General features: G+C 69.8%; 18 protein-coding genes. 8 read left to right on the top strand and 10 right to left on the bottom strand.

Features of this window, described 5'->3' with window-relative positions:
- Window positions 1–51: 51 nt before the first annotated feature.
- From ABD54_RS13655 to ABD54_RS13640, 3 genes are all read right to left on the bottom strand, one after another.
- Window positions 52–357 carry a helix-turn-helix transcriptional regulator gene (locus tag ABD54_RS13655; RefSeq protein ID WP_047869855.1) on the bottom strand — a complete coding sequence of 102 codons (306 nt, stop codon included), beginning with the start codon at window positions 355–357 and terminating at the stop codon, window positions 52–54.
- Window positions 358–524: 167 nt separating this feature from the next.
- A complete protein-coding gene (locus ABD54_RS13645; protein ID WP_047869854.1) occupies window positions 525–920 on the bottom strand; it encodes a hypothetical protein in 396 nt (131 codons plus the stop codon).
- A gap of 119 nt (window positions 921–1,039) precedes the next feature.
- On the bottom strand, window positions 1,040–1,591 hold the full coding sequence (locus ABD54_RS13640; RefSeq protein ID WP_047869853.1) for an ATP-binding protein: 552 nt from the start codon (window positions 1,589–1,591) through the stop codon (window positions 1,040–1,042).
- A 228-nt stretch (window positions 1,592–1,819) separates the two neighbouring features.
- Here ABD54_RS13640 and ABD54_RS13635 point away from each other — a divergent pair, with 228 nt between their 5' ends.
- Entirely contained in the window at window positions 1,820–2,680 is an 861-nt protein-coding gene (locus ABD54_RS13635) for a helix-turn-helix transcriptional regulator (RefSeq protein WP_047869852.1), read from the top strand.
- Window positions 2,677–2,919 carry a DUF397 domain-containing protein gene (locus tag ABD54_RS13630; RefSeq protein WP_047869851.1) on the top strand — a complete coding sequence of 81 codons (243 nt, stop codon included), beginning with the start codon at window positions 2,677–2,679 and terminating at the stop codon, window positions 2,917–2,919. The genes ABD54_RS13635 and ABD54_RS13630 overlap by 4 nt, the downstream gene beginning before the upstream one ends.
- A gap of 70 nt (window positions 2,920–2,989) precedes the next feature.
- Here the strand turns inward: ABD54_RS13630 and ABD54_RS13625 are convergent, their stop codons facing one another.
- The gene (locus tag ABD54_RS13625) at window positions 2,990–3,547 is read right to left on the bottom strand and encodes a hypothetical protein (RefSeq protein WP_047869850.1); all 558 of its coding nucleotides are present in this window, start codon (window positions 3,545–3,547) and stop codon (window positions 2,990–2,992) included.
- A 234-nt stretch (window positions 3,548–3,781) separates the two neighbouring features.
- Here ABD54_RS13625 and ABD54_RS13620 point away from each other — a divergent pair, with 234 nt between their 5' ends.
- The 6 genes from ABD54_RS13620 (at window position 3,782) to ABD54_RS13595 (ending at window position 15,691) form a co-directional block, all read left to right on the top strand.
- The gene (locus ABD54_RS13620; protein WP_047869849.1) at window positions 3,782–5,848 is read left to right on the top strand and encodes a hypothetical protein; all 2,067 of its coding nucleotides are present in this window, start codon (window positions 3,782–3,784) and stop codon (window positions 5,846–5,848) included.
- Between the two features lie 97 nt (window positions 5,849–5,945).
- Window positions 5,946–7,577 (top strand): class I SAM-dependent DNA methyltransferase, encoded by a 1,632-nt coding sequence (locus ABD54_RS13615; protein WP_047869848.1) that lies wholly within the window; start codon window positions 5,946–5,948, stop codon window positions 7,575–7,577.
- A complete protein-coding gene (locus tag ABD54_RS27250; RefSeq protein WP_082166810.1) occupies window positions 7,574–8,776 on the top strand; it encodes a restriction endonuclease subunit S in 1,203 nt (400 codons plus the stop codon). Before ABD54_RS13615 ends, ABD54_RS27250 begins: the two co-directional genes overlap by 4 nt.
- Window positions 8,773–12,084 carry a type I restriction endonuclease subunit R gene (locus tag ABD54_RS13605; protein WP_047869847.1) on the top strand — a complete coding sequence of 1,104 codons (3,312 nt, stop codon included), beginning with the start codon at window positions 8,773–8,775 and terminating at the stop codon, window positions 12,082–12,084. The genes ABD54_RS27250 and ABD54_RS13605 overlap by 4 nt, the downstream gene beginning before the upstream one ends.
- Before the next feature lie 276 nt (window positions 12,085–12,360).
- A complete protein-coding gene (locus ABD54_RS13600) occupies window positions 12,361–12,954 on the top strand; it encodes a hypothetical protein (protein WP_047869846.1) in 594 nt (197 codons plus the stop codon).
- Window positions 12,955–13,177: 223 nt separating this feature from the next.
- A complete protein-coding gene (locus ABD54_RS13595; protein ID WP_047869845.1) occupies window positions 13,178–15,691 on the top strand; it encodes a DUF262 domain-containing protein in 2,514 nt (837 codons plus the stop codon).
- A gap of 210 nt (window positions 15,692–15,901) precedes the next feature.
- Here ABD54_RS13595 and ABD54_RS13590 read toward each other — a convergent pair whose 3' ends face one another.
- The 6 genes from ABD54_RS13590 to ABD54_RS13565 all read right to left on the bottom strand — a co-directional run.
- A complete protein-coding gene (locus tag ABD54_RS13590; protein ID WP_053063589.1) occupies window positions 15,902–17,422 on the bottom strand; it encodes an ATP-binding cassette domain-containing protein in 1,521 nt (506 codons plus the stop codon).
- Window positions 17,382–18,245: an ABC transporter permease gene (locus ABD54_RS13585; protein ID WP_047869843.1), complete on the bottom strand. Its 864-nt coding sequence runs from the start codon at window positions 18,243–18,245 to the stop codon at window positions 17,382–17,384. Before ABD54_RS13585 ends, ABD54_RS13590 begins: the two co-directional genes overlap by 41 nt.
- Window positions 18,242–19,231 (bottom strand): ABC transporter permease, encoded by a 990-nt coding sequence (locus ABD54_RS13580; RefSeq protein ID WP_047869842.1) that lies wholly within the window; start codon window positions 19,229–19,231, stop codon window positions 18,242–18,244. Before ABD54_RS13580 ends, ABD54_RS13585 begins: the two co-directional genes overlap by 4 nt.
- Entirely contained in the window at window positions 19,231–20,742 is a 1,512-nt protein-coding gene (locus ABD54_RS13575; protein WP_047869841.1) for an ABC transporter substrate-binding protein, read from the bottom strand. The genes ABD54_RS13580 and ABD54_RS13575 overlap by 1 nt, the downstream gene beginning before the upstream one ends.
- Window positions 20,743–20,807: 65 nt before the next feature.
- Window positions 20,808–21,083 carry a ferredoxin gene (locus tag ABD54_RS13570; RefSeq protein WP_235432056.1) on the bottom strand — a complete coding sequence of 92 codons (276 nt, stop codon included), beginning with the start codon at window positions 21,081–21,083 and terminating at the stop codon, window positions 20,808–20,810.
- Window positions 21,077–22,139: cytochrome P450 (locus tag ABD54_RS13565; RefSeq protein WP_047869840.1), on the bottom strand; the 1,063-nt coding region annotated here is incomplete at its 5' end. The genes ABD54_RS13570 and ABD54_RS13565, both read right to left, overlap by 7 nt.

Here is a 22,139-nt window from a genome sequence, read left to right as displayed (position 1 = left end):
TGTGGACAACTCCCGTGGACAACGCCTCGCAGGCACATGGCGTGGTCGCCCCTAAGCGATCTGGAACCTCTGGTCCCCGAGTTCGACCTCCACGTGCAGCGAGCCGCCGAGTGCCTCGATGTAACGCCGCAGGGTGTCGATCTGGGTGCGCTCGATGCCACCTCTCTCGATGCTGGACACCCGGTTCTGGCTGACGTTCAGCCGCTCGGCGAGTTCGACCTGGGTGAGCGCGGCCTCTTGGCGCAGCTCGCGCAACCGGTGGACGAGGACGTCTTCCAGCATCCGCCTCTTGTGCGCGTTCACCGCTTCCCGGTCGACGGGCCGCTCGTTCAGCATGTCCTGGAGGCTTGCACCCATCACTGCCCCTTCTTGAGCCTTTCGATGTGCTCATCGAACAGGTCGTCGGCGACCCGGATATTCCTGGTGTACCACTTGTTCCAGTCCCGGGACTTGTCTCCCGCCACAAGCATGACCGCACAAAGCCCTCCTGGCTCCGGAGTCCAGGAGGGCGTGCGCGAGAGGAATCAGCAGGCGATGGGAACGGGGCGCCGGGCTGCGGACGGATCGGTGCGCCTGGTGGTGGACCGGGTGGTCTGCGCCCGCAGGAGCAGGAGGAGGGCGTCGGTGTCGGCGGCTTCGGTCAGCCCGGCGGGGGTGGCGATCCAGAAGGACTGGGTGGCCTCGCCCCACCAGATCACCAGGTGGCGGTTGCGGGCCTGGACGGCTGCGGCCCGGGCGTGCTCGACGGCGAACTCGGCGCGGTGGCCGCCCAGGCGGGGCAGGCGCTGGGCGCGGCGGGTCCGGCAGGAGGGGTGGTCGCAGGACGGGCAGGTCGGACCGATGAGCGGGGTGCGGCGCGGGAGCATCGGGATGGGGCGGAAGTCGTCGGGGCGCCGGGGCGAGGGGATAGGGTTCTGCATCAGATCCTCTTTCCTTGCATATGTCTGTGTTGGGTTTTCGGGGATCCAGGGCCCGGAAGGCGTTGCAGCGCCTCCTGGGCCCGTCTCATGTCTGCGACATGTCAGTCATGGCAGTCGCCTCAGCCGCCGGTGTCCCAGCGGCTTCCGGTGAGGTCGTAGGCCAGCGAGAACCAGACCGTGCGGTAGTGGGCGTTGCCGTTGTCGCCCCATGCGGTGGCGAGGGCGTCCACCAGGGCCAGGCCGCGCCCGGACTCGGCGTCCGGGTCCAGACCGTCGGGGTCGGGCTCCAGGCGCGCGTCCCTGTCGCGCAGGCCGCCCCGGTCACGGCAGGACAGGTGCAGGCCGGTGCGGTGGCGGTGGACGAGGAGGGTGTAGCTGCCCCCGGGCTGACCGGAGAGGCTGTGGCGGATCGCGTTGTTGGCGAGTTCGCTGCCGAGCAGGGTGAAGAGGTAGCGGTAGTCGGCGGACCTGGCGGCGGCACAGGTGTCCAGGAACGCGCGCACCAGCGGCATGACGGCCGGGGTCCCGGCGAAGTCGTAGCGGCGCAGACGGTAGTTCGGGCGCTCGGCGCAACGGGTGAAGTAGTGGCGGTGCACCGGCTGGATGAAGCTGGACAGCGGCACCATGGCCTCTCCCAGCACGGGCACAGGAGCCGAGGCGTTTACGGGCATGACGAACACACTCCTTGGCGTAGAGCCTTACGTGAGCAGGGGTTGCATGGTGCCCGTTGGAGGAGTCTCACGGATGCCGTGATGCGCGGAACGGGCAGGGCGTAGCCTGACCGATATGAACTCTGTGTGATCTATCAGTCACTGACTACATCCCCATATTGCATCCGGAAATCCCTGCCTGTCAATCGATAACTGGGATTTCCGGAAAATCTTTACTAGGCTGCCCTCATGCAACGTCCACACAGTCCCACCATCCGCCTACGTCGGCTCGGTTTCGAGCTGCGCCACCTACGGGACAAGCACAAGCTGACTCTCGAAGAGGCCTCCAAGAGGTCTGGAGTCCCTCGCACCACCCTCAGCAAGATCGAGACTGCTGAGTCTCGCCGCACACGCACCCGCGACCTTGATGCCCTTGCCGATCTGTACGAGGTCAGCGAGGAGACACGGGAAGCGCTCCACCAGCTCTACCGAGAGTCCAAAGAAAAGGGGTGGTGGTACCGATACAAGGAAGTTTTCGGAACAAGCGGACTTCCTGCCTTCGAAGTCGAAGCCTCCCTCATACGCACCTATGAAGCTCAGGTGATCCCTGGGCTCCTACAGACTGCTGACTACGCACGTGCTGTCTTCACCGGCACGAATGCCTTCGCCGAGGAAGAGATCCAACGACATGTGGAAGCCCGGATGGAACGGCAAACCATCCTGGCTCGCCTTTACCCGCCCGAGTACGCAGCCATCATCGACGAAGCTGCTCTTCGGAGACCAGCAGGAGGTACAGCCGCGATGAGGGAGCAACTGCTCCACCTCGCTCACATGGCCACGAAACCCAACATCTCCATCCACGTTCTGCCGTTCTCAGCAGGCATGCACGCAGCGAACTTGGGCGGCTTCCAGATCATGGAGTTCGCAGAACCCGCTGACCCGACGATCGGCTACGCCGAAACCCCCACATCCTGCTTCTTCGTCGAAGAACCTCAAGAGATCAGGAACTATGACGCGATGTGGCGGGAAGCCCACAACACATCCCTCACCGTGGCCCAAACCATAGACTTCATCCACGAACTGTCGGCATCGCTAGAGGACGTAACGTGACAAGCCTTGTGTTCCGGAAGAGTAGCTACAGCGGCGCCAGCCAGAACTGTGTCGAAGTTGCCCAAGTGCCGCCCGCCTTCCGGAAGAGCAGCTACAGCAGCGACCGCGTCAACTGTGTGGAGGTAGCCGACCTCCCCTGCGGCGCGGCCATCCGCGACTCCAAGCACACCGACGCCGGACACCTCCCCTTCCCCGCCACCGAGTGGACCGGCTTCCTCTCCGCCGCCCTCTCCCGCTGACCGATAGACACAACAGTGCCCGGCCGCTGCCTCCCCCTGGCAGTGACCGGGCACCCCCGTCTTTCCGCGCTCACCCGCGCTCACCGGGCAGCAGGCACGGGCTTCCCTCCTCCTCCCGCAGCCACCCCTGGTCCACCAGGTACCGGATGACCAGCGCGCCCGCCCACCGGTCCCAGCCGAACACCGCCTCCAGCTCGCGCCAGGTCGGCCCGCGCCCATGAGCCTCCGCGTGCTCACCCGCGTAGGCGCACACCCACGGCTCCAGCCCCTGAACGATCCGGTGCGCCCGCATCGCCTGATTGGTCCTCAGCCTCCGCTGCTCATCCGGCTTCCGGGGCTCCGCACGTCGGGGGCCCGGGACACGCAGCCCCTCACCGGAGGACCGGGCTGCGCGGGCGGAGTAGGGAAGTTCCTCCTGGGAGGTCAGGTGCCACCCCTTGCAGGACGGACACTCGTAGGCCCGGCGCGGCATCCGGTCCGTCCGGTCCCTCCCGTAACGGCGGATGGTGGCCAGGGCGAGCTGAGCGCTGACCTTGTCCTTGAACCAGCGCTTGCCGCACCTGCGCGGACGGGCGGCGCGCGGCGGACGGGTGGTGCTCCTGCGGAAACGTGCGTGCTGTCGGCTCACGAGGGGTCCTCCTGGTCTACCGGTACCGGTGGCGCACCGGACGCCGTGGTGTGGGAGGCGGGCGGCTGTCCGCCCGCGCCATGGAGAGGACAGTAGCCAGAAATCCCCGAAATCACTCCACCACAGAACGATAAGCCCGGTTATCAGAGAAAGGCCTACGGAATCGGGGATTCTGCTCTAGAGTGGCCTCACTCCCTCACCCCACCCCCAGCGCAGAGAGCGAGGAAGCACCGGATGCCGTCGTCACCCCCGCTGCTCTCCCTGTCCGACATCGCCGCCCTCGCCCGCGTCCAGCGCCCGGTGGTCTCCACCTGGCGGCGGCGCTACCCGGACTTCCCCGCTCCCGTCGCGGAGAGGGGCAACCGCACCTGGTTCGACGGCCGCACGATCGCCGACTGGCTCACCACCACCGGCCTGGGCAACACCCCCGCCGACGAGATCGGCCCGGAACTGGTCGCGCACGGCCTCGTACGCCTCGCCGAGGAGATCGGCGCGCAGCGCCTGGTCTCCGTGCTCGGCGCGCTGCTGTGCCTGCACCACATGGACGAGAAGCCCCTCGCCGGCATCACGGAGGACGCGCTGCTCGACCGGGTGGAGCGCATGGACCCCGAGGACGAGTTCTTCCGGCGGGAGCTGGTCGAGGACCCCGCTCTCTCCGCCCGCCTGGCGCGCCTGGCCGAGGAGCTGATCGAGGCCGCCTACACCCCCGGCAGCGCCCACGAACACCTCATGGCCCACCGGCACCGTCTCGGCCTCACCGGCCCCGACACCGGTTCCCTCTCCCCCGGGCTGCGCCGCCTGGTCGTGCGCGTCGCCGACCCGCTGGGGCGCGTCCGCGACGACGGCGCCCTCACCGTCGCCGACCCGCACGCTCTGTGCGGGGACCTGCTCCACGACGTCGTGGCCGCGCTCGACGACCCCTCCGACACCACGGCCCTGGCCGCGGAGCGCAGCGCCGTCCTGGCCCGGCTCACCCGCCGCCGCCTGGAACTGTCCGGGGTCCCCGAACTCGGCCTGGACGTGCAGGAGGGCGGCGAGCTGGAGGAGCGGCTGGCCGACCCCGACCTGATCGTGACCACCCTGCCCTACCAGGCCGGGGAGAGCCGTTCCAGGTCCCGGGTCCTGGAGGAGGTGGAGTCCATCGGGGACCTGCTCGGCGAGGGCTGCACGGCGGTGGTCGTCGGCCCCGCCGACGCCCTGGTCGGGGAGCTGGACGCACGCGAGGCGCAGATCCGCTCACGCCTGCTGCGCAGCGGCCTGGTCGAGTCGGTCACCACCTTCCCCGGCGGCGCCGACCCCTACCGGCCCGGCTACGGGTGCGCTATGTGGACCCTGACCCGGGAGCCGGTGGCCGCCGCGCGCGGCCGGGTGCTCATCAGCGACATCGGCGCCCGTTCCCTGGACTCGGGCGTCGGGGAGGCCCTGGCCGAGGACATCCTGCTCTGGCGGCGCGAGGGACACCACCTGGGCGGCCACGACCCCCGGTACGGCCTGTCGGTGACCGTCAAGGACCTGGAGGAACGGTTCGGCGATCCCCTCGTGCCCCCGGGGCCACCGGTCTCGCGGATCCTGTCCCGCACTGTTCGCGACCGTCCGGCCCTGATCGCCGAGGCCGAAGCACGCCTGTCCGAGGCGGAGAGCGAGGCGCGGTCGCACACGGACGCGCACGGCCCGCTGCGCGGCGGGCTGGTGCGCCGGGTGGGGCCCGCGCCGGAGCGGGTCACCGTAGGAACCCTGATCAGGCAGAAGCGTCTCGTCCTGGTCAAGGGCCACCGGATCGCGGCCGAGCACATCGAACCGCGGGGGCAGTACGCCGTCCTCGGCCCGGACGAGGTACTGGGCCGGGCACCGCGCGACGGCCGGTGGATCGACCGGGTCGTGTTCGCGGTGGAGTACCCGCACGCGGCCCTGACCGAACCGGGCGACGTGGTGTACACGACCGGCCCGGAGTTCGGGGTGATGATCGACCACGAGGGCTCCTCGGTGGTGGCCTTCCCCGCCCGGATCCTGCGGGTGAACCGCGAGGCCAGACGGGCGCTCACCCCCCGGGTTCTGACGCTGCTGCTGGAGGGAACCTTCTCCGCGCAGCGGCCGGCGGGAGCGGTCCGAGCCCCGCGCGGGGTCGGGGAGATCGCCCTGCCCGACCTGCACCCGGAGGAGGTTGCCCGGCTGGATGCCGTGCTCGCCGGGGCCGAACGCAGACGCGCGCTGCTGGACGAACAGTACGCCGAACTCGACACGATCCGGCGGCTGAGCGCCGCCGGGTTCAGCGACGGGACGCTGGCCGTCCCTACCACCTGACAGACTTTTCCGCGTATCCCCGCTGCCCCGGCTCCGCCCTCCCCTCATGTGGCCGCGTCGCCGGGCAGCACCACAACCCGGAAGGAACACAGAGCACATGCCGCCACGCAAGCGCGCCAGCACCCAGCAGGGTGAGCTGTTCAGCGCCTCCACCCCCCAGGAGATTCGGGCCATCCTCTGGAAGGCCGCCGACCAGCTGCGCGGGTCCATGGACGCTGCCCAGTACAAGGAGTTCGTGCTGGGGCTGGTCTTCCTCAAGTACGTCACGGACGCCTTCGACGAGCGCCGCCGGGAGCTCGTCGCGGAGCTGGAGGAGGAGGGCATCCCCGAGCACCGCCGGGCGGCCTTCCTGGAGGACCAGGACTCCTACATCGAGGAGAACGTCTTCTGGGTGCCGGAGAAGGCGCGGTGGAAGTACATCGCCGACAACGCCGCCAGCACCCCCGAGGGGGTCGGCAAGCTCATCGACGACGCCATGGGCGAGTTGATGAAGGAGAACAGGGCGCTCACCGGTGTGCTGCCGCAGATCTTCAACCGCGACAACGTGGACCAGAAGCGGTTGAAGGGGCTGGTGGACCTCATCAGCGACGCCCGGTTCGCGGGCGACGGGGAGAAGGCCGCGCAGGACGTGCTCGGTGAGACCTACGAGTACTTCCTGGAGCAGTTCGCGCGGGCCGAGGGCAAGCGGGCCGGAGAGTTCTACACGCCCAAGAGCGTGGTGGAACTGCTGGTGGAGATCCTGGAGCCCTACAAGGGCCGGGTCTACGACCCGTGCTGCGGGTCGGGCGGCATGTTCGTGCAGGCGCAGAAGTTCGTCGAGCACCACGGCGGGCGCGACCGCACGCACGACATCGCGGTCTACGGCCAGGAGGCCAACGAGCGCACGTGGCGGCTGGCCAAGATGAACCTGGCCATCCACGGCATGGACCCCGAGGGTGTGGGCAAGCGCTGGGCGGACACGTTCGCCGACGACAAGCTGCCGGACCTGAAGGCGGATTACATCCTGGCCAACCCGCCGTTCAACCTGCACCCGTGGGAGCGGCGAACGGATGACCGGCGGTGGAGGTTCGGCGTGCCTCCCGCGAACAACGCCAACTACGCCTGGTTGCAGCACATCATCTCGAAGATGGGCGAGCGCGGCACGGCGGGCGTGGTCCTGGCCAACGGGTCGATGTCCTCGCAGTCCTCGGGCGAGGGCGAAATCCGCAAGGCGATCGTGGACGCGGACCTGGTGGCGTGCATGGTGGCGCTACCGGGGAACCTGTTCCGGACCACGGCGATCCCGGCGTGCCTGTGGTTCCTGACCAGGGACAAGGGTGTGCAGGGGGCTGGGGCGACCAGTGACCGGCGCGGCGAGGTGCTGTTCATCGACGCCCGGGAGATGGGCGAGATGATCAACCGCACCGAGCGGGTGTTCTCGGAGGAAGACCTGGTGAAGGTCGCGGACACCTTCCACGCCTGGCGCGGCACCGCTTCCGCCAGGAAGAAGAAGCTGACCTACGAGGACGTTCCCGGCTTCGCCTACTCGGCCAAGCTCCAGGAGATCGCCAAGAACGAATACGTGCTCACCCCGGGTCGGTATGTGGGTGCGGCCGAGGTTGAAGAAGACCCAGACGCCGAACCGCTGGATGAGAAGATCGCCCGTCTGACGAAGGAGCTCTTCGAGCACTTCGACGAGTCCAAGCGCCTTGAGGGCGTCGTCCGCGAGCAGCTCGGGAGGATCGGATGAGCAAGTGGCAGCGTCTCACCGTCAATGAATTGGCCACCGAAAAGGGAATCGCTGGCGGACCCTTCGGGTCCTCATTGGGAGGCAAAGACTATGTAGAATCAGGAATACCGGTAATTCGAGGACAAAACCTCGGCTCGAATGGAAAATTCCACGCAGATGGATTTGTTTTCGTCACACCCGAAAAGGCAGAAAAACATCTTTCCAGAAACCTCGCCATCCCCGGAGATGTGGTATTCACCCAGCGGGGCACCCTTGGTCAGGTTGGAGTTGTTCCAGGCAAGCCTTTCGTTCGATACGTAATATCCCAGAGCCAGATGCGATTGCGCGTCAACCCGAAGATCACAACACCAGACTTTATATACTACTATTTTCGTTCACCAGCCATGATCCAGGAAATCCGCAACCGAGCCATCACGACAGGGGTACCCCATATCAATTTGGGAATCCTCAAGTCTTTTGAAGTGCAAGTTCCCTCCCTCCGCGAGCAGCACGCCATTACCGAAGTTCTCACAGCACTAGACGACAAGATCTCAATCAATGAGCAAATCTCTCAGGCAGCCGCAGAACTAGCCACAACCACATACTCCCATGCCGTCGAAAAGACGCCGGACCACTTCACGGACACACCCCTGTCCAGCACAGCAGAGTTCATTAACGGGCGAGCTTTTACCAAGAACCCAACTGGAACCGGCCGGATGGTCATCCGCATTGCTGAGATAAACTCGGGTCCTGGCAACTCTACCGTATACAACGATATCGAAGCCCCTGAGAAGCATCTTGCCAACCCCGGAGACATCCTCTTCGCTTGGTCAGGATCGCTGACTGCACAAAGGTGGTACCGCCCACAAGGCATCATCAACCAGCACATCTTCAAGGTCGTCCCCAAAAACGATTACCCTGCATGGTTAGCCTTTGAACTGGTCAAGTACAAGATCGCTGACTTCCAGGCCATCGCCGCTGACAAGGCCACCACCATGGGCCACATTCAGCGACGCCACCTAGACGAGACCGTTCCCGTTCCCAGCCTTGAAACGATCTCTCAGCTCAGCTCCTCTCTAGGGCCGCTGTGGAACCGTGCCCTCGTCGCCGAACAAGAAGGGCTCACGCTCGCGGAACTGCGTGACACCCTTCTTCCCCAACTGATGTCCGGAAAGCTCCGCGTCAAGGACGCTGAGAAAATCGTGGAGGACAACGTATGACACCCCCCAGACCCGGCGACGCCGCCACCTCCGACGCCTCCGAAGCTCCCGCCGTCCCCGCCGCCTCCGGCCGGATGACCGAGGCCGACTGGGAGCAGCACGCCCTCGACGAACTCGGCGAGCTCGCCTGGCGTCCCGCCCCCGGCCGTGAGTTCTCCCCCGAGCCCGAGGGCCAACGCCGGGTCTGGGACGACCTCATCCTCCACCAGGACCTGCGCGAGGCCGTTGAACGCCTCAACCCCGAGCTCACCCCTTCCGCGGTGGAACAGGTCATGACCACCGCGACCACCCCCCAGTCGCGCGAACCGCTCCCCGAGAACCGGCTCGCCCACGGCTACCTCACTTCCGGCATCCGCCTCACCTACACCGACGACTTCGGCGCCGAGCACTCCCCCACCGTTCGCCTCGTCGACTTCCGCGACCCGCACGCCAACACCTTCCGCGCGGTCAACCAGGTGCGGCTGGTCGACGGCGACCGCGAGCGCCGCTTCGACGTCGTCCTCTACGTCAACGGCCTCCCCCTCGCCGTCATCGAGCTCAAGAACGGCTCCGACTCGCGCACCACCCTCGCCAGAGCCCACGCCCAGCTGGGCACCTACGCCGAGGAGTTCCCGGCCGCGTTCCGCTACAACGTGCTGTGCCTGGTCTCGGACGGCGTCACCGCCAAGTACGGCACCCCGTTCACGCCCTTCGAGCACTTCGCGCCCTGGAACGTGGACGGCGAGGGCAACCCCCCAGGCAGCCCCGACTCCGAGTACGGCGAATACGGCGAGTTCGGCGCCGAGAAGCCCGACGCGCTGGCCCTGGCCCTGCGCGGGCTGTTCGACCAGGCCCGCTTCCTGGACCTGGCCCGCAACTTCGTCAACTTCACCAGCAGTGGCAGCCGGCACGGCAAACGCGTGGCCAAGGCCCACCAGTACTTCGCGGTCAACAAAGCACTCAAGGCCGTCGTGCGCGCCTCCCGGACCAACGGGCAGGCGGGCGTGGTCTGGCACACGCAGGGGTCGGGCAAGTCCGAGGAGATGGTGTGCCTGAGCGGCCTGGTGGCCCGCGAACCGTCGCTCAACAACCCCACCGTCGTGGTCGTCACCGACCGCAACGACCTCGACGACCAGCTCCTCGGCACCTTCCAGGCCAGCCGGGAGCTGCTGGGCGCCGATCCGGTCCAGGCCGACAGCCGCCAGGAGCTGCGCGAGGTACTAGCCAACACCAACACCGGCGGGATCGTCTTCACCACCCTCCAGAAGTTCGGGCGCACCAAGGAGGAGCGCGAGTCGGGGGCCGACCACCCCCTGCTGTCCGAGCGGCGCAACATCCTGGTCATCGTCGACGAAGCCCACCGCAGCCACTACGACAGCCTCGACGGCTACGCCCGGCACCTGCGCGACGCCCTGCCCCACGCCACGCTCCTCGCCTTCACCGGAACCCCGCTCTCCAAGGCCGAGGCCAACACCCGCGAGGTGTTCGGCGCGGGCGAGGACTACATCGACGTCTACGACCTGCGGCGCGCGGTCGAGGACGGGGCGACCGTCCGCGTCTACCACGAGCCGCGGCTCATCGATGTCTCCCTGCCCAAGGACATCGACCCCGCCGACCTGGACGAGCAGGCCGACACGCTCACCGCCGCCATGGACGACGCCGAACGCCGCAGGGCGATGCGGGCCGCCATGCAGATGACCAACATCTACGGAGCTCCTGACCGGGTGGCCAAACTCGCCCAGGACCTGGTCGACCACTGGGAGGAGCGTTCGAGGCTGGTACGCCCCTACCTGGGCAGCCCGGGCAAGGCCATGCTGGTGTGCGCCACCCGCGAGGTGTGCGTGCGGATGTTCGACGCCCTGGCCGAGCTGCGCCCGGGGTGGGTGGGCACCGGTCCCGACACGGGCGTGATGAAGGTGGTCTTCCACGGCGAACCCGGCGACTCCCCCGAGCTCAAGGCCCACGCCATGCGGCCCTCCGGGCACCGGGTCGTCCAGGCCCGCGCCAAGGACCCCGACGACGAGCTCCAGCTGCTCATCGTGCACTCCATGCTGCTGACCGGCTACGACGCCCCGCCGATCCACACCATGTACATGGACCGGTCCATGAGCGGCGCGAACCTGATGCAGGCCCTGGCCCGCGTCAACCGGCGGTTCCGCGACAAGCAGGACGGGCTGCTCGTGGGCTACGCCCCGCTGTCCGAGAACCTGCGCAAGGCCCTGGCCGAGTACTCACCCGGCGACCAGCGGGACAAGACCCTGGGCAGGGACATCGACCGGGCCATCACCGAGGTCCGCAACGAGTACGAGACCATCTGCGGCCTGCTGTCGGGGATCGACTGGCGCAGGCTCCTGGCCGCGAGCGGCGACCACTCCCGGCTGCGGGCGCTGAAGCTGGTCTCCGATCACCTGGTCTCCCGCGAGGCCCAGCGCAAGCCCGAGGACGGGGACGGCAAGTCCCTGTCGCAGCGCTTCCGTGAGAGCGCGACCAAACTGGAGCGCTTCCACCAGCTGTGCGCGATGAGCTCGCAGATCAGCGAGCGGTTCGGGGACCTGGAGCACTGGCGCCGCGACATCGCCTTCTTCGTGGAGGTGCGCGCCTGGGTGGTCAAGCTGGAGGCCGCCAACCGTGAGGCACGGGGTGAGGCGCTGCCCGCCGAGATCAGCATGTACCTGTCGCAGCTGGCGGCCTCGGCGGTGGACGCCGAGGAGATCACCGACCTGTACGCCGAGTCGGGCCTGGGTCGGCTGGACATCACCCGACTCAACGAGGTCCAGCTGCGCCGCCTCCAGGACTCGGAGACCCCCAACCTTGCGGTGGAGGCGCTGCACCGGCTCGCCCGGGAGAAGCTGCGCGAGGCCACCCGGTACAACGCCATCAGCCGGGAGCGCTTCACCGAGCGGCTGGAGGCGCTCATGATCCGCTACATGCGCGAGCAGCTCACGAGCGCCCAGGTGCTGGCCGAGCTCTTCGCCCTGGCGCAGGACGCCGTGGCCGAGTTCCAGCGGGGCGATCGCTTCGACCCCCCGCTCAACTACAAGGAACTGGCCTTCTACGACGCCGTGTGCAAGAGCGAGAGCGCCCGGGAGCTGATGAAGGACGAGGTCCTGGCCGACATCGCCCGCGCCCTGGTCAAGGACGTCGCCAAGAACCTGAGCACCGACTGGCTCTCGCGCGAGCCGGTGCGGGCCAAGCTGCGCAGCCGGGTGCGCCGCCTGCTGGCCAAGTTCAACTATCCGCCGGACCAGGAGAAGAAGGCGATCGAGGACGTCATCAAGCAGATGGAGGAGCTCGCCGGGCTGGACGCGCCCACCGCCGCTCGGCGCTGAGCACCGCCCGCAGGTCCTGACGAGGCCGGGGAGCCCGGGGAGGGCTCCCCGGCCTCACGCGTGCGCGCGAGGGCACGGTGACGCACGCACGACCCATCGCGTTCCTTATTTGTCTGATAACCCCCCTTGCCGACTCACAGACTTCTCCTTCGCGCGTGTCGCGCCGCATGCTGGATCCCGCCAGCGCACGACGGCCCGGACCCCGGGCGAGCGCGCGGCGACCATCCGGACGCGGCCACCCCCGGCCGCCACTTCCCCCGTTGGAGGAGACCCCCCGTGAAGAACCTCAAGCCCGCCCTCAGCGGCGTCCTGTTCGTGGTCCTGCTCACCCTCGCCACCGGCTGCGCCGACGCGCCCGACGAGAACCAGATCGTGGACCTGGAACCCGTGCAGGACTCCGCCGAGCCGCCCGCCGCGCAGGAGGAGGCCGCCGAGGCCGCCGAGGAGGAGACGCCCGGCACGGTCGAGGAGGAATTCGGCTCCGAGTACACCTACGCCGACGGCCTCACGGTCCGGCTGGCGGGCGTCGAGCGCCGCGTCTCCGGCGAGTGGGACATGCCCGAGAGCACCCCGTACGTGTACTTCGACGTGCAGTTCGACAACGCCACCGGCGCCCCGGTCGACCTCACCTACCTCTCGGTCTACTGCCAGGTCGGCGAGGAGGGCCGCACCGCCGAGGACGTGTACACCGACCAGACCGGCACCGGGTTCACCTCGGCGGTCATGGACGGACGCACCGCCACCGCGGGCTTCGGCTGCGCACTCCCCGAGGAGGAGTCCTACCTCCAGGTCGAACTGACGCTCAGCGACTGGGAGGAGATGGACGACTACATGCGCGAGACCGTCTACTTCGTCGGCGACGTCGCCTGAACCGCTCCGGCAGGGGTCAGGGGGCCGGTTTCGGCCGGTTTCCCCTGATCCCCTGCCAAGTGGTTCTCCGTTCCCTATGCTGGTCAGTGCCGTTTCCCGCAGAACATCGGTGACGGGCGCCGATGGCCCACACACGATGCGCCCGAGCCAAGCGAGCCCCCTCCGAAGCGGACCGACCACCGACAGAGTCCCCTGTTCACCCCCCGTAAAAGAATGCGTGCGTATGAAGGCATACGAGACCACGTTCCAGAAGATGGTCGAAGGCACCAAGCAGTTCCAAGTCCCCCTCTACCAGCGCCCCTACTCATGGACCAAGAAAGAGCTCGGACAACTCTGGGACGACCTCACCGAACAGGCTGCCACCGTCCAGGAATCCGAGTCCCAGTGGACGGCCTCCACTGGTCACTTCATGGGCTCGGTGGTGTTGGCCCCCGGTCTCTCAGCTGCGAGTGACATGACACGATGGCTGCTCATCGACGGACAGCAGAGGCTCACCACGCTCACCATCGCTTTCGCGGCGATCCGCGACCGACTGCGGGTAGTCGACAAGGGCGACCCGGAAGAGCCCGGAGAAGCCGAGCGGATCCATAACACCTATCTCGTCAACCAGTACAAGAGGCGCCTCGACAAATACCGGATCGTACCGACACAGTCCGATCTCAAGGCTTTCCAAGCCATCATCGATGGTGACGCCCAAGCAGGCAGCACCGACAACGTGGGCTTCGCCTATAACTACTTCACCAGCCGTATCAGGAACTATTCTGTCGAGGAACTCCTGGCCCTGGAGGCGACCATCGGGCGCGGGTTGAGCCTGGTCGAGATCCAGGCCGACCCAGGGGACAATGTCTTCAGGATTTTCGAGTCCCTGAACAACACAGGGAAGGGCCTCAGCCAGACCGACCTGCTTCGCAACTACGTCTTCATGCTGCTGCCTCATACAGGTGAAGAGGTCTACGACGAGGTCTGGCTTCCCATGCAGGAGGAGCTGGGGCCGGAGAACCTGGAGACGCTGGCCTGGTTGGATCTGATCCTGAGAGGAAATGAGGACGCCAAGCAGCGGGAGGTCTACCGGACCCAGCAGCAGCGCCTTGAGAAGGTATCCCGCGCCGGTGGTGAGAACGCCGTCCGCGAGGAACTGAAAAAGCTGCGCCGCCTCGGGCAACTGCTCCTTCGTATCGTCGACCCCCCGCAGGAACGGGACGAGAGCCTGCGCCTTCCCCTCTCACGCCTCGCCGCTTGGGGAAACACCGTCTACCGGCCGCTCGCCTTGAGGATGATGGTCCTACGCGACCAGGGGCACGCTTCGGCCGAGGAGGTGGCACGTGCCCTGGACCACATCGAGAGTTACCTTGTGCGCCGCATGCTCGTCCGTATGCACACTCAGGGTCTGAACGTCGCCTTTCTCAGGGCGCCGGCCAAACTCGTTCCTGGAGAGGCCGTCGACGAGTTCGTACACCGCTATCTGTCGAATCCCCGCCTGCGCTGGCCCTCGGACGAGGCACTGACCAAGGCCCTCGTGTCCGGCAACTTCTACTGGTCAGGGCGCGCTCACCAGCGCACCTACGTGCTTCGTCGCCTTGAGGAGAGTTACAACGCTCCCGAGCCCGTCGACTTCTCCAAGGCCAAACTGACCATCGAACACGTCATGCCCCAGCGCCTGACACCACAGTGGTCCCAGCTCCTGAGCGAGCAGACCGACCCGGACGAGACGGTCGCCGACCTCCAGAACCGCTTGGTGCACACCCTCGGCAATCTCACGATGACGGCGGAGAACTCCAAGCTCTCCAACCACATGTTCGACCGCAAGCAGCGCATCTTCGAGTCCAGTTCCCTGTGCATGAACCGTGAGATCGCGGAGGCACAGAGCTGGGGACGGCCGGAGATTGAAGCACGCAGCCGGAGGCTTGCGGAGCGTTCAATCAAGCTCTGGCCCTCACCCCAGACCCGTTCCACGGTGGCAGAGGAAACCCTTCTCAGCACCGAACCCATCAGCCAGGCCACCGCCATGGTCCCGGCGGGCCGCTGGACAACGTGTCAGGCCATCGCCCAAGTGGTGGGGACCGCGCCAATCGCAGTGTCCGCTTTCCTCCGCGCCCACCCCGGCGCTCCCAACGCCCATCGCGTGTTCAACAGCAAGGGGGAACCCATCGCCGGGGTAGGCAACGCTGCTTCGGCGCTCTCTGAGGAGGGGGTACGGTTCCTCTCCGATGGTCGCCCCGTACCCAGTCAGCAGCTGGCCTCCGAAGAACTCGCCGGTCTTCTCGGCATGGACGTGGACACGGGCCAGAACCGCAGCAACCGTTTCCATGCTCTGTTGAAGGAGAACCGGTCCCCTGCGGTCGTCCAGCAGGTGACCGTGCTCCTGGAGGACTGGGAGGCGCTGGGAGGGTCCTTCTCCTGGGGTGGTGCTCAGGAGACCAGCTGCGCTCTGACCACATGGGGAAAGGGGACATCCGTCGAGGATCGCTGGCTGCTCGTCCTTTATCCGGTCACGGGCACCGCCGAGGTGGTCTTCCAACATTTGCGGCGCCGCCCACCGTTCGATGACATCGAGATGCGCCGGGAACTCCTCAAGCGCCTCAACGAGGTGCCCCGTATCGACCTGCCCGAGGACTCGTTGAACCGTCGACCGAGTTTCCCTCTGGACGCTCTGATGGGACTGGGAGGCGCCCAGATCCGCGAGGTACTGGTGTGGTTCCATGAGCGCTGTCAGGAATGGTTGGCCACACGGGGTTGACATCTCCTGAGGGCTGGTCGGAGCACGGTTCCGACCAGCCAACCCGACGAGTTACCCACGAAAGCCCTCCGTGGTGTCACGTCAACTGGTTCGATCACCCTGTCAGGCTTCCGCGCCGGGGCCGAGGGTGTGCACCCTTGCGGGCGCACACCTCCCGCTGGAACGCGGGGTAGCCCGCCGCGACCGGGCTCCCCCGCTACCTGCGACTCCTCACGTTTTCGCAGTTGAGGAGACTTGTCGCTCGGAATTCAGCCCTCGCCGCTCGGGGTCCAGCGCCAGAACCCGGTCGGCGCGGGCGGCGACGTCGCGGTCGTGGGTGACCAGGAGCACGGCCAGCCCGTGCTCCTCGCGCAGGGAGTCCAGCAGCTCCAGGACCGTGCGGGCGCTGGCCGCGTCCAGGGCCGAGGTCACCTCGTCGGCCAGCAGGAGGGCGGGGCGCGCGGCCAGGGCGCGGGCGATGGCCACCCGCTGGCGCTGCCCGCCGGAGAGCCGACCGGGGTGGGCGTCGGCGACGCTTCCTGGCAGTCCGACCCGCGCGAGGAGGTCGGGGACGCGCGCTCGGGCCTCGGCGCGCGAGAGCCCCAGGAGCACGCGGGCGGGGCGGGCCAGCGCCGTGCCCACGCGGTGGGCGGGGTTGAGCGCCCCCACGGGGTCCTGTCCGACGAACTGGACCGCGCGCAGGAGGGGTCGGTCCCGGTCGCGCAGGCGCGGCGGCAGCGGAGCGCCGTTCAGGGCCATCTCCCCCGACGAGGGCGGGTGCAGCCCGGCGACGGCGCGCAGCAGCGTGGACTTGCCGCTTCCGGAGGGGCCCAGGACCGCGACGCACTCGCCGCGTCGTACCGACAGGTCCGCCGCGGCGAGCAGCTCCCGTCCGCCGGGAGCGGTCACGCGCACGCCCCGGAGCCCGAGCACCTCGGCGCCGCCGGAGGGGGCGGCGCGCTCCGCGTCCGCTCCCCGCGCGTCGGAGAAGCTCCCCAGCACGAGGCGGTCGTCGGCCACGCGGTCCGCGAAGGCGCGGTCGTGCGTGACGACGACCGTCACCCGGCCGGGCCTTCCGCGCCGCCGCTCCAGCACCCGGACCACCAGTTCCACCGTGGCGGGGTCGAGGCCGCTGGTGGGCTCGTCCAGCACCAGCACGCGGGGGTCGCCCACGACCGCCCTGGCCAGCGCCACGCGCTGGGCCTGCCCGCCGGAGAGCTCGTGCGGGCGGCGGCGTCCCACGGCGTCGGGGTCCAGGCCCAGGTCCGCGAGCACGCCGCGCACGGCCCGCCGCGCGTCCCGGCCTCCGGAGCGCGGCGGCACCCCCGCCGCTGGACTGGAGAACGGACCTCCCTCCACCGCCGGTCCGGAGCGCGGCAGTCCCTCCGCCACCAGCGCGAACACCGTGCGCAGGGGGTGCAGGTCCGAGGCCGGGTCCTGGCCGAGGATTCCGGCGTGGGCCAGCCGCCAGCGACGCGCCGCGCGTCCGGCGGGGATCGACGTCCCGTGCCAGCGCACCTCCCCGGCCTCGCGCGCCAGCCCGGGCGGCAGCGCGTCCAGGGCGGCCAGCACGGCACTCGTCTTTCCGCCGCCGGACCCGCCCATGACCGCCAGGACCCGCCCGTCCGGCACCCGCAGGTCCACCGGGCCGACCACGGTCCGGCCCTCCAGGTTCCGCACGCGGATCCCCAGCGCGCTCAGCCCCGCGTCCTCAACCACCGAATCCACCGAACCCACCGGATCCACTGTCACCGATAGCCTCCTTCCTCCTTCTCGCGAAACCCCTGCGCCGGGGCCGGACGCCGTCGCGGCGCGGGGAGAACTGGGCGGCCAGGGCGAGGACGACCGTGGTCGCGCCCAGGGCGGCGGCCGGTGCGGCCACGGCCCAGGGGTTCATCGCCGCGCCGGCCATGTTCTCGCGCAGCATCAGCGCCCAGTCGGGCGCCGGAGGGGAGGCGCCGAAGCCCAGGACGCCCAGCGCCGAGGCGACCTGGAGGGCCACCACCAGACGCAGGCCCAGGTCGGCGGCGACCAGCCCGCGCACAGCGGGCAGGACCTCCCGGAACAGGATCGACGCCGGGCGCTCGCCCCGGCACCGGGCGGCCTCCACGTACCCCGACGCGCGCACCGAGCGGACGGCGTCGCGGACCACGCGCAGGGTGAGCGGAGCCCCGCCGCACACGGTGGCCACCACGACGGCCGCCCGGCCGGGCAGCGCGACCGCCGCGACCAGGGCCAGCAGCAGCGAGGGGACGGCCAGCATGAGGTCGGCCGCCGCGGTGAGCAGGCGGTCGACCACGCCCGCGGCCCAGCCCGCGGCCAGGCCGCCGACGACGCCGACGGCCGAGGCGCACACGGCGGCGGCCACCGAGACGGTCAGCAGCTCCCCTCCCCCGGCGAGCACGCGCGACCACACGTCGCGGCCCAGGGCGTCGGTGCCCAGCGGGTGCCCCGGCACGGGCCCCTGCCAGGGCACGCCGAGGGGCTCGGTGGGGTCGTGGGGGGCCAGCCAGTGCCCCAGGAGCGCGGCGGCCAGCACCGCGACGAGCAGGACGGGCAGCAGTGCGCGCGTCACGGCGTCCTCCCCCGGGGGTCGGCCACGGCCGCGACTGCGTCGGCCGCCAGCAGGCCCGCCAGGACGACCGCCGCCGCGAGCACCGCCGTGGCCTGGACCACGGGCAAATCGCGCGAGGCGAGGGAGGAGACCAGGAGGGAGCCGAGCCCGGGGTAGCCGAAGAGGGTCTCCACCACGGTCGCGGCGGCCACGAGCCCGCCCGCGCTGACGGCCAGGACGCGGGTGAGGGGGGCGAGCAGGAAGGGCAGCACGTCCACGGCCGCGACCCGCCAGGCGGGGCTGCCCCGGCGCCGGGAGTCGGCCACGTGGGGGCGGCGCAGGGCGTCGGCCACCGCGCCCGAGAGCAGGCTCGCGCCGAACAGGGCGGTGGGCAGCGCCAGGGACAGCACCGGCAGGACCAGCAGTTCGGGGCTCTCGGTCGGCGGCCTGCCCGGGGGCAGCAGCGACACCGGCGGGACCAGGCCCAGGGCCCCGGAGAGCAGGGCGGCCAGAGCGCTGGCCACCACGGCCGAGGGCAGGGCGGCGCCGCCGGTCAGCAGCGCGGTCGGCGCTCCCCCGCCCCGGCGGGCCGAGCCCGCCCACCAGCCCAGGGCGAGCATGGCGGGCGCGGCAAGCAGGAGCGCTCCCCCGACGAGCGCGAGCGTGGCGGGCAGCCGCTGGAGGAGGGCGTCGGCGACGGGCCGCCCGTTGACCAGGGAGACTCCGGGGTCGCCGGTGGCCAGGGAGCCCGCCCACGCGGCGTAGCGCTGCCAGGCGGGCGCGTCCAGGCCCAGTTCCTCGCGCAGCCGCTGGACGTCCTCCTGCTGCGCTCCGGGGACCGCCCGCAGCTGGGCGGCGTCGCCGGGCAGCAGCTCGGTGGCGGCGAAGACCGCGACCGACACCGCCACCAGCAGGAGCAGGGCCCGCGCGGACGCGAGGAGCAGGGCCTTGCCCGTTCCCCGCGTCCGCGGCGCGGCGCCGGGCGGCGCCGCGTGGGTGGGGGTCATCAGCCCGGCACCCCGGCCTGTTCGACGCGCAGCCGGTGGAACCCGGGACCGGTGGGCAGGTCGGTCACGCCGGGCGCGGTGAGGTCGATCCCGTCGCCCACGCCCCAGACCACGTAGCCGCCCTCGTCGGCGATGCGCTGCTGGAGTTCGCCCAGGGCCGCGTGGCGCTCGGCCTCGTCGGCGGTGGCCAGCGCGTCGTTGAAGGCGGCGTCCCACTCGGGGTCGTTCCAGCCGGTCTCGTTGATGGGGCCGTCCGCGAGCAGCGCCATCCGGGAGAAGTCCACGAAGCCGTTGCCGCCGAGGCTGTTGAGGTAGAAGGGTTCGACGTTCCAGACCTCGGTCCAGTAGGTGTCGGGGGCTCCCACCTCGACCTCGACCTCGATCCCGGCCTCGGCGAGCTGCTCGGAGACCAGCACGGCGGCCTCCTCCATGCCGGGGTAGGAACTGGTGGCGTGCAGGGTGAGGGACACCCCGTCGCCGTGACCGGCCTCCTTCAGCAGTTCGCGCGCCCGGTCCAGGTCGCGCTCCACCGGGGGCGCGTCCGGGGCGAAGGGCTCCAAGGGGCTGAGGAGGTCGGCGCCGGGCTCGCCGTAACCCAGGAAGACGGTCTCCACGAGCTGCTCGCGGTCCTGGGCGAGCTTGACCGCCTCGCGGACGTCGGGGTCGTCGAAGGGCTCGGTCTCCAGGTCCATGACCAGCGGGTAGTTGACGCCGCCGGGACGGGTGACCACCTCGACCTCACCGCCGTCGGCGTACTGCTCGGCGGTGGCCGGGGCGACGCTCCCGGCGACGTCGGCCTGCCCGGAGGCGACGGCGGCGGCGCGCGCGGCCGGGTCGGGCATGGCGGTGATCTCCAGCCTCCCGTAGGAGGGCGCCTCACCCCACCAGTCGTCGTTGCGGCTCAGGACGGAGGTGGTGTCGTCCCCCTCGTCCAGGACGAAGGGGCCCGAGCCCGCGACGGGCTCGGTGATGTCCTCGCTGCCCTCGGGAACGACGAAGGTGAGGGAGGCCAGGGCCAGGCCGACCTCGGCGTAGGGCTGGCGGGTGACCAGTTCCAGCCCGTGCTCGCCGGTGGCGCTGGAGGCCTCCAGGTCGAACATGGACAGGCGGCCGTTGTTCTCGGCGCCCTTGCCCTGGATGCGGCGCAGCGAGAACAGGACGTCGTCGGCCGTGACGGGCTGGCCGTCGGAGAAGGCGGCGTCGTCGCGCAGGGTGACGCTCCAGCGGGTGAGGGCGCCGTCCACCGGCTCCCACGCCGTGGCCAGGCGCGGCTGGACCGCGCCCTGCTCGTCGGTGACGGTGAGGACGTCGTAGAGCATGGCGAAGCGCAGGTAGTCGGCCTCGTTGCCGACCCGTCCGTGCGGGTCGTGGGTGGTTGCGGCGGGCGCCCCCACCGCGGCGTAGCGCAGGGCGGCTTCCTCGGAGGCGGCGGTCTGCTCCCCTCCGCCGCCGCAGCCGGTCGCGACCAGGGCCAGTGCGCACGCACCGGCCATGAGGGATCGTCGTCTCATCGTGGGGCCTTTCGGATCGGGGCCGTGGACGGCACGGCCCGGTGGATGGTGTCCTGAAGCGGGGGTCAGGAGGCTTCGTGGACGCTGACGGCGCCCGAGGGGCACCAGTCGGCCGCCGTCAGGGCGCGCTCGCGGTCCCGCTCGGGTACGTCGGCGCGGAGCAGGACCACCAGGCCGTCGTCGTCCTGGTCGAAGAGGTCGGGGGCGGCCCGGACGCACTGTCCGGCTCCGGCGCACACGCCGGTGTCGGCGCGCAGGCGCAGCGGACCGGGATCGGGCGAGGTCTCGGCCCCGTCGGGGCCGGACGTCTCACCGGCCCGGTCGCGGTCGGTGCTCACCACGACACCGGCACCTCCTCCAGCCCGAAGATCGCCGAGGCCGAACGCTGGGGCAGTTCCTCCAGCGGCACCGCCCGGCGCAGGGTGGGCACCTGCTCGAACAGCGTCCGCAGGGCCACCTCGATCTCCAGGCGCCCCAGGTTCTGCCCCACGCACTGGTGCGTCCCGTAGCCGAAGGCGACGTGGCCCCGCTGCGAGCGGGTCACGTCCAGCTTTCCGGGCTCGGGGAAGGCCGCGGGGTCGCGGTTGGCGGCGCCGAGCAGCGCGATGTACCCGTCGCCCGCCGGGATGGTGGCCCCGTCCAGGGGGATGTCCTCGGTGGCCACGCGCAGGGTGATGACGTCGGCCACGGACAGGTAGCGCAGGAGTTCGTCCACCGCGCCCGGCCACAGCGAGGGGTCCTCGCGCAGCAGGGCCAACTGGTCGGGGTGGTCCAGCAGGGCCAGCGCCGCGAGTGGGATCATGTTGCGCGAGGTCTCGTGCCCGGCGTTGAGCGTGATGCCGATCTGGGAGAGCAGGGACTGGCGGGTGATCTCCCCGCGCGCCAGGGGGCCTGTGACCAGGCGGCTGATGAGGTCGTCCCGCGGGTCGTCGGCCTTCTCGTCGATGAGCCGGTTGATCAGGCCGAACAGGTCGGCGAGCGCGGCGCCCACCTCCTCCTCGGCGCTGTCGCGCCCGCCCGAGACCGTGGTGATGCGCCGGAAGAACTCCAGGTCCTCCAGGGGGACGCCGAGCAGGCGGCAGATGACGGTCGTGGACACCCGGTTGGCGTACTCGCCGACCAGGTCGGCGGGGGTCGGCAGGGAGAGCAGGTGGCGGGCCTGCTCGGCGCAGATCCGCTCGATCTCCGGGCGCATCCCGCGCACCCGGCGCACGGTGAACTCGCCCACGAGCATGCGGCGGACACGGGTGTGGTCGGGCGGGTCCATGCGGATGAAGGGGCGCAGGTCGGCGGCGACCGCCTGTTCGCCCCTGCCCAGGGCCGGGAAGGCGGGGTGGCGGGCGTCGGAGCTGGAGGCGGGGTGGGACAGCGCGGTACGCACGTCGTCGTAGCGGGTG

The sequence above is a fragment of the Nocardiopsis sp. RV163 genome (genome assembly GCF_001029525.1).
Classification (GTDB): Bacteria; Actinomycetota; Actinomycetes; order Streptosporangiales; family Streptosporangiaceae; genus Nocardiopsis; species Nocardiopsis dassonvillei.
Note: the sequence above shows the minus strand (reverse complement) of the source record. Positions and strands in the feature narration are given on the sequence as shown.

Bases quoted from the DNA above. Each gene is read 5' to 3' on its own strand.
- ABD54_RS13655 (WP_047869855.1), bottom strand. From the start codon at position 357: ATGGGTGCAAGCCTCCAGGACATGCTGAACGAGCGGCCCGTCGACCGG.
- ABD54_RS13645 (WP_047869854.1), bottom strand. From the start codon at position 920: ATGCAGAACCCTATCCCCTCGCCCCGGCGCCCCGACGACTTCCGCCCC.
- ABD54_RS13640 (WP_047869853.1), bottom strand. From the start codon at position 1,591: ATGCCCGTAAACGCCTCGGCTCCTGTGCCCGTGCTGGGAGAGGCCATG.
- ABD54_RS13635 (WP_047869852.1), top strand. From the start codon at position 1,820: ATGCAACGTCCACACAGTCCCACCATCCGCCTACGTCGGCTCGGTTTC.
- ABD54_RS13620 (WP_047869849.1), top strand. From the start codon at position 3,782: ATGCCGTCGTCACCCCCGCTGCTCTCCCTGTCCGACATCGCCGCCCTC.
- ABD54_RS13615 (WP_047869848.1), top strand. From the start codon at position 5,946: ATGCCGCCACGCAAGCGCGCCAGCACCCAGCAGGGTGAGCTGTTCAGC.
- ABD54_RS27250 (WP_082166810.1), top strand. From the start codon at position 7,574: ATGAGCAAGTGGCAGCGTCTCACCGTCAATGAATTGGCCACCGAAAAG.
- ABD54_RS13605 (WP_047869847.1), top strand. From the start codon at position 8,773: ATGACACCCCCCAGACCCGGCGACGCCGCCACCTCCGACGCCTCCGAA.
- ABD54_RS13595 (WP_047869845.1), top strand. From the start codon at position 13,178: ATGAAGGCATACGAGACCACGTTCCAGAAGATGGTCGAAGGCACCAAG.
- ABD54_RS13580 (WP_047869842.1), bottom strand. From the start codon at position 19,231: ATGACCCCCACCCACGCGGCGCCGCCCGGCGCCGCGCCGCGGACGCGG.
- ABD54_RS13575 (WP_047869841.1), bottom strand. From the start codon at position 20,742: ATGAGACGACGATCCCTCATGGCCGGTGCGTGCGCACTGGCCCTGGTC.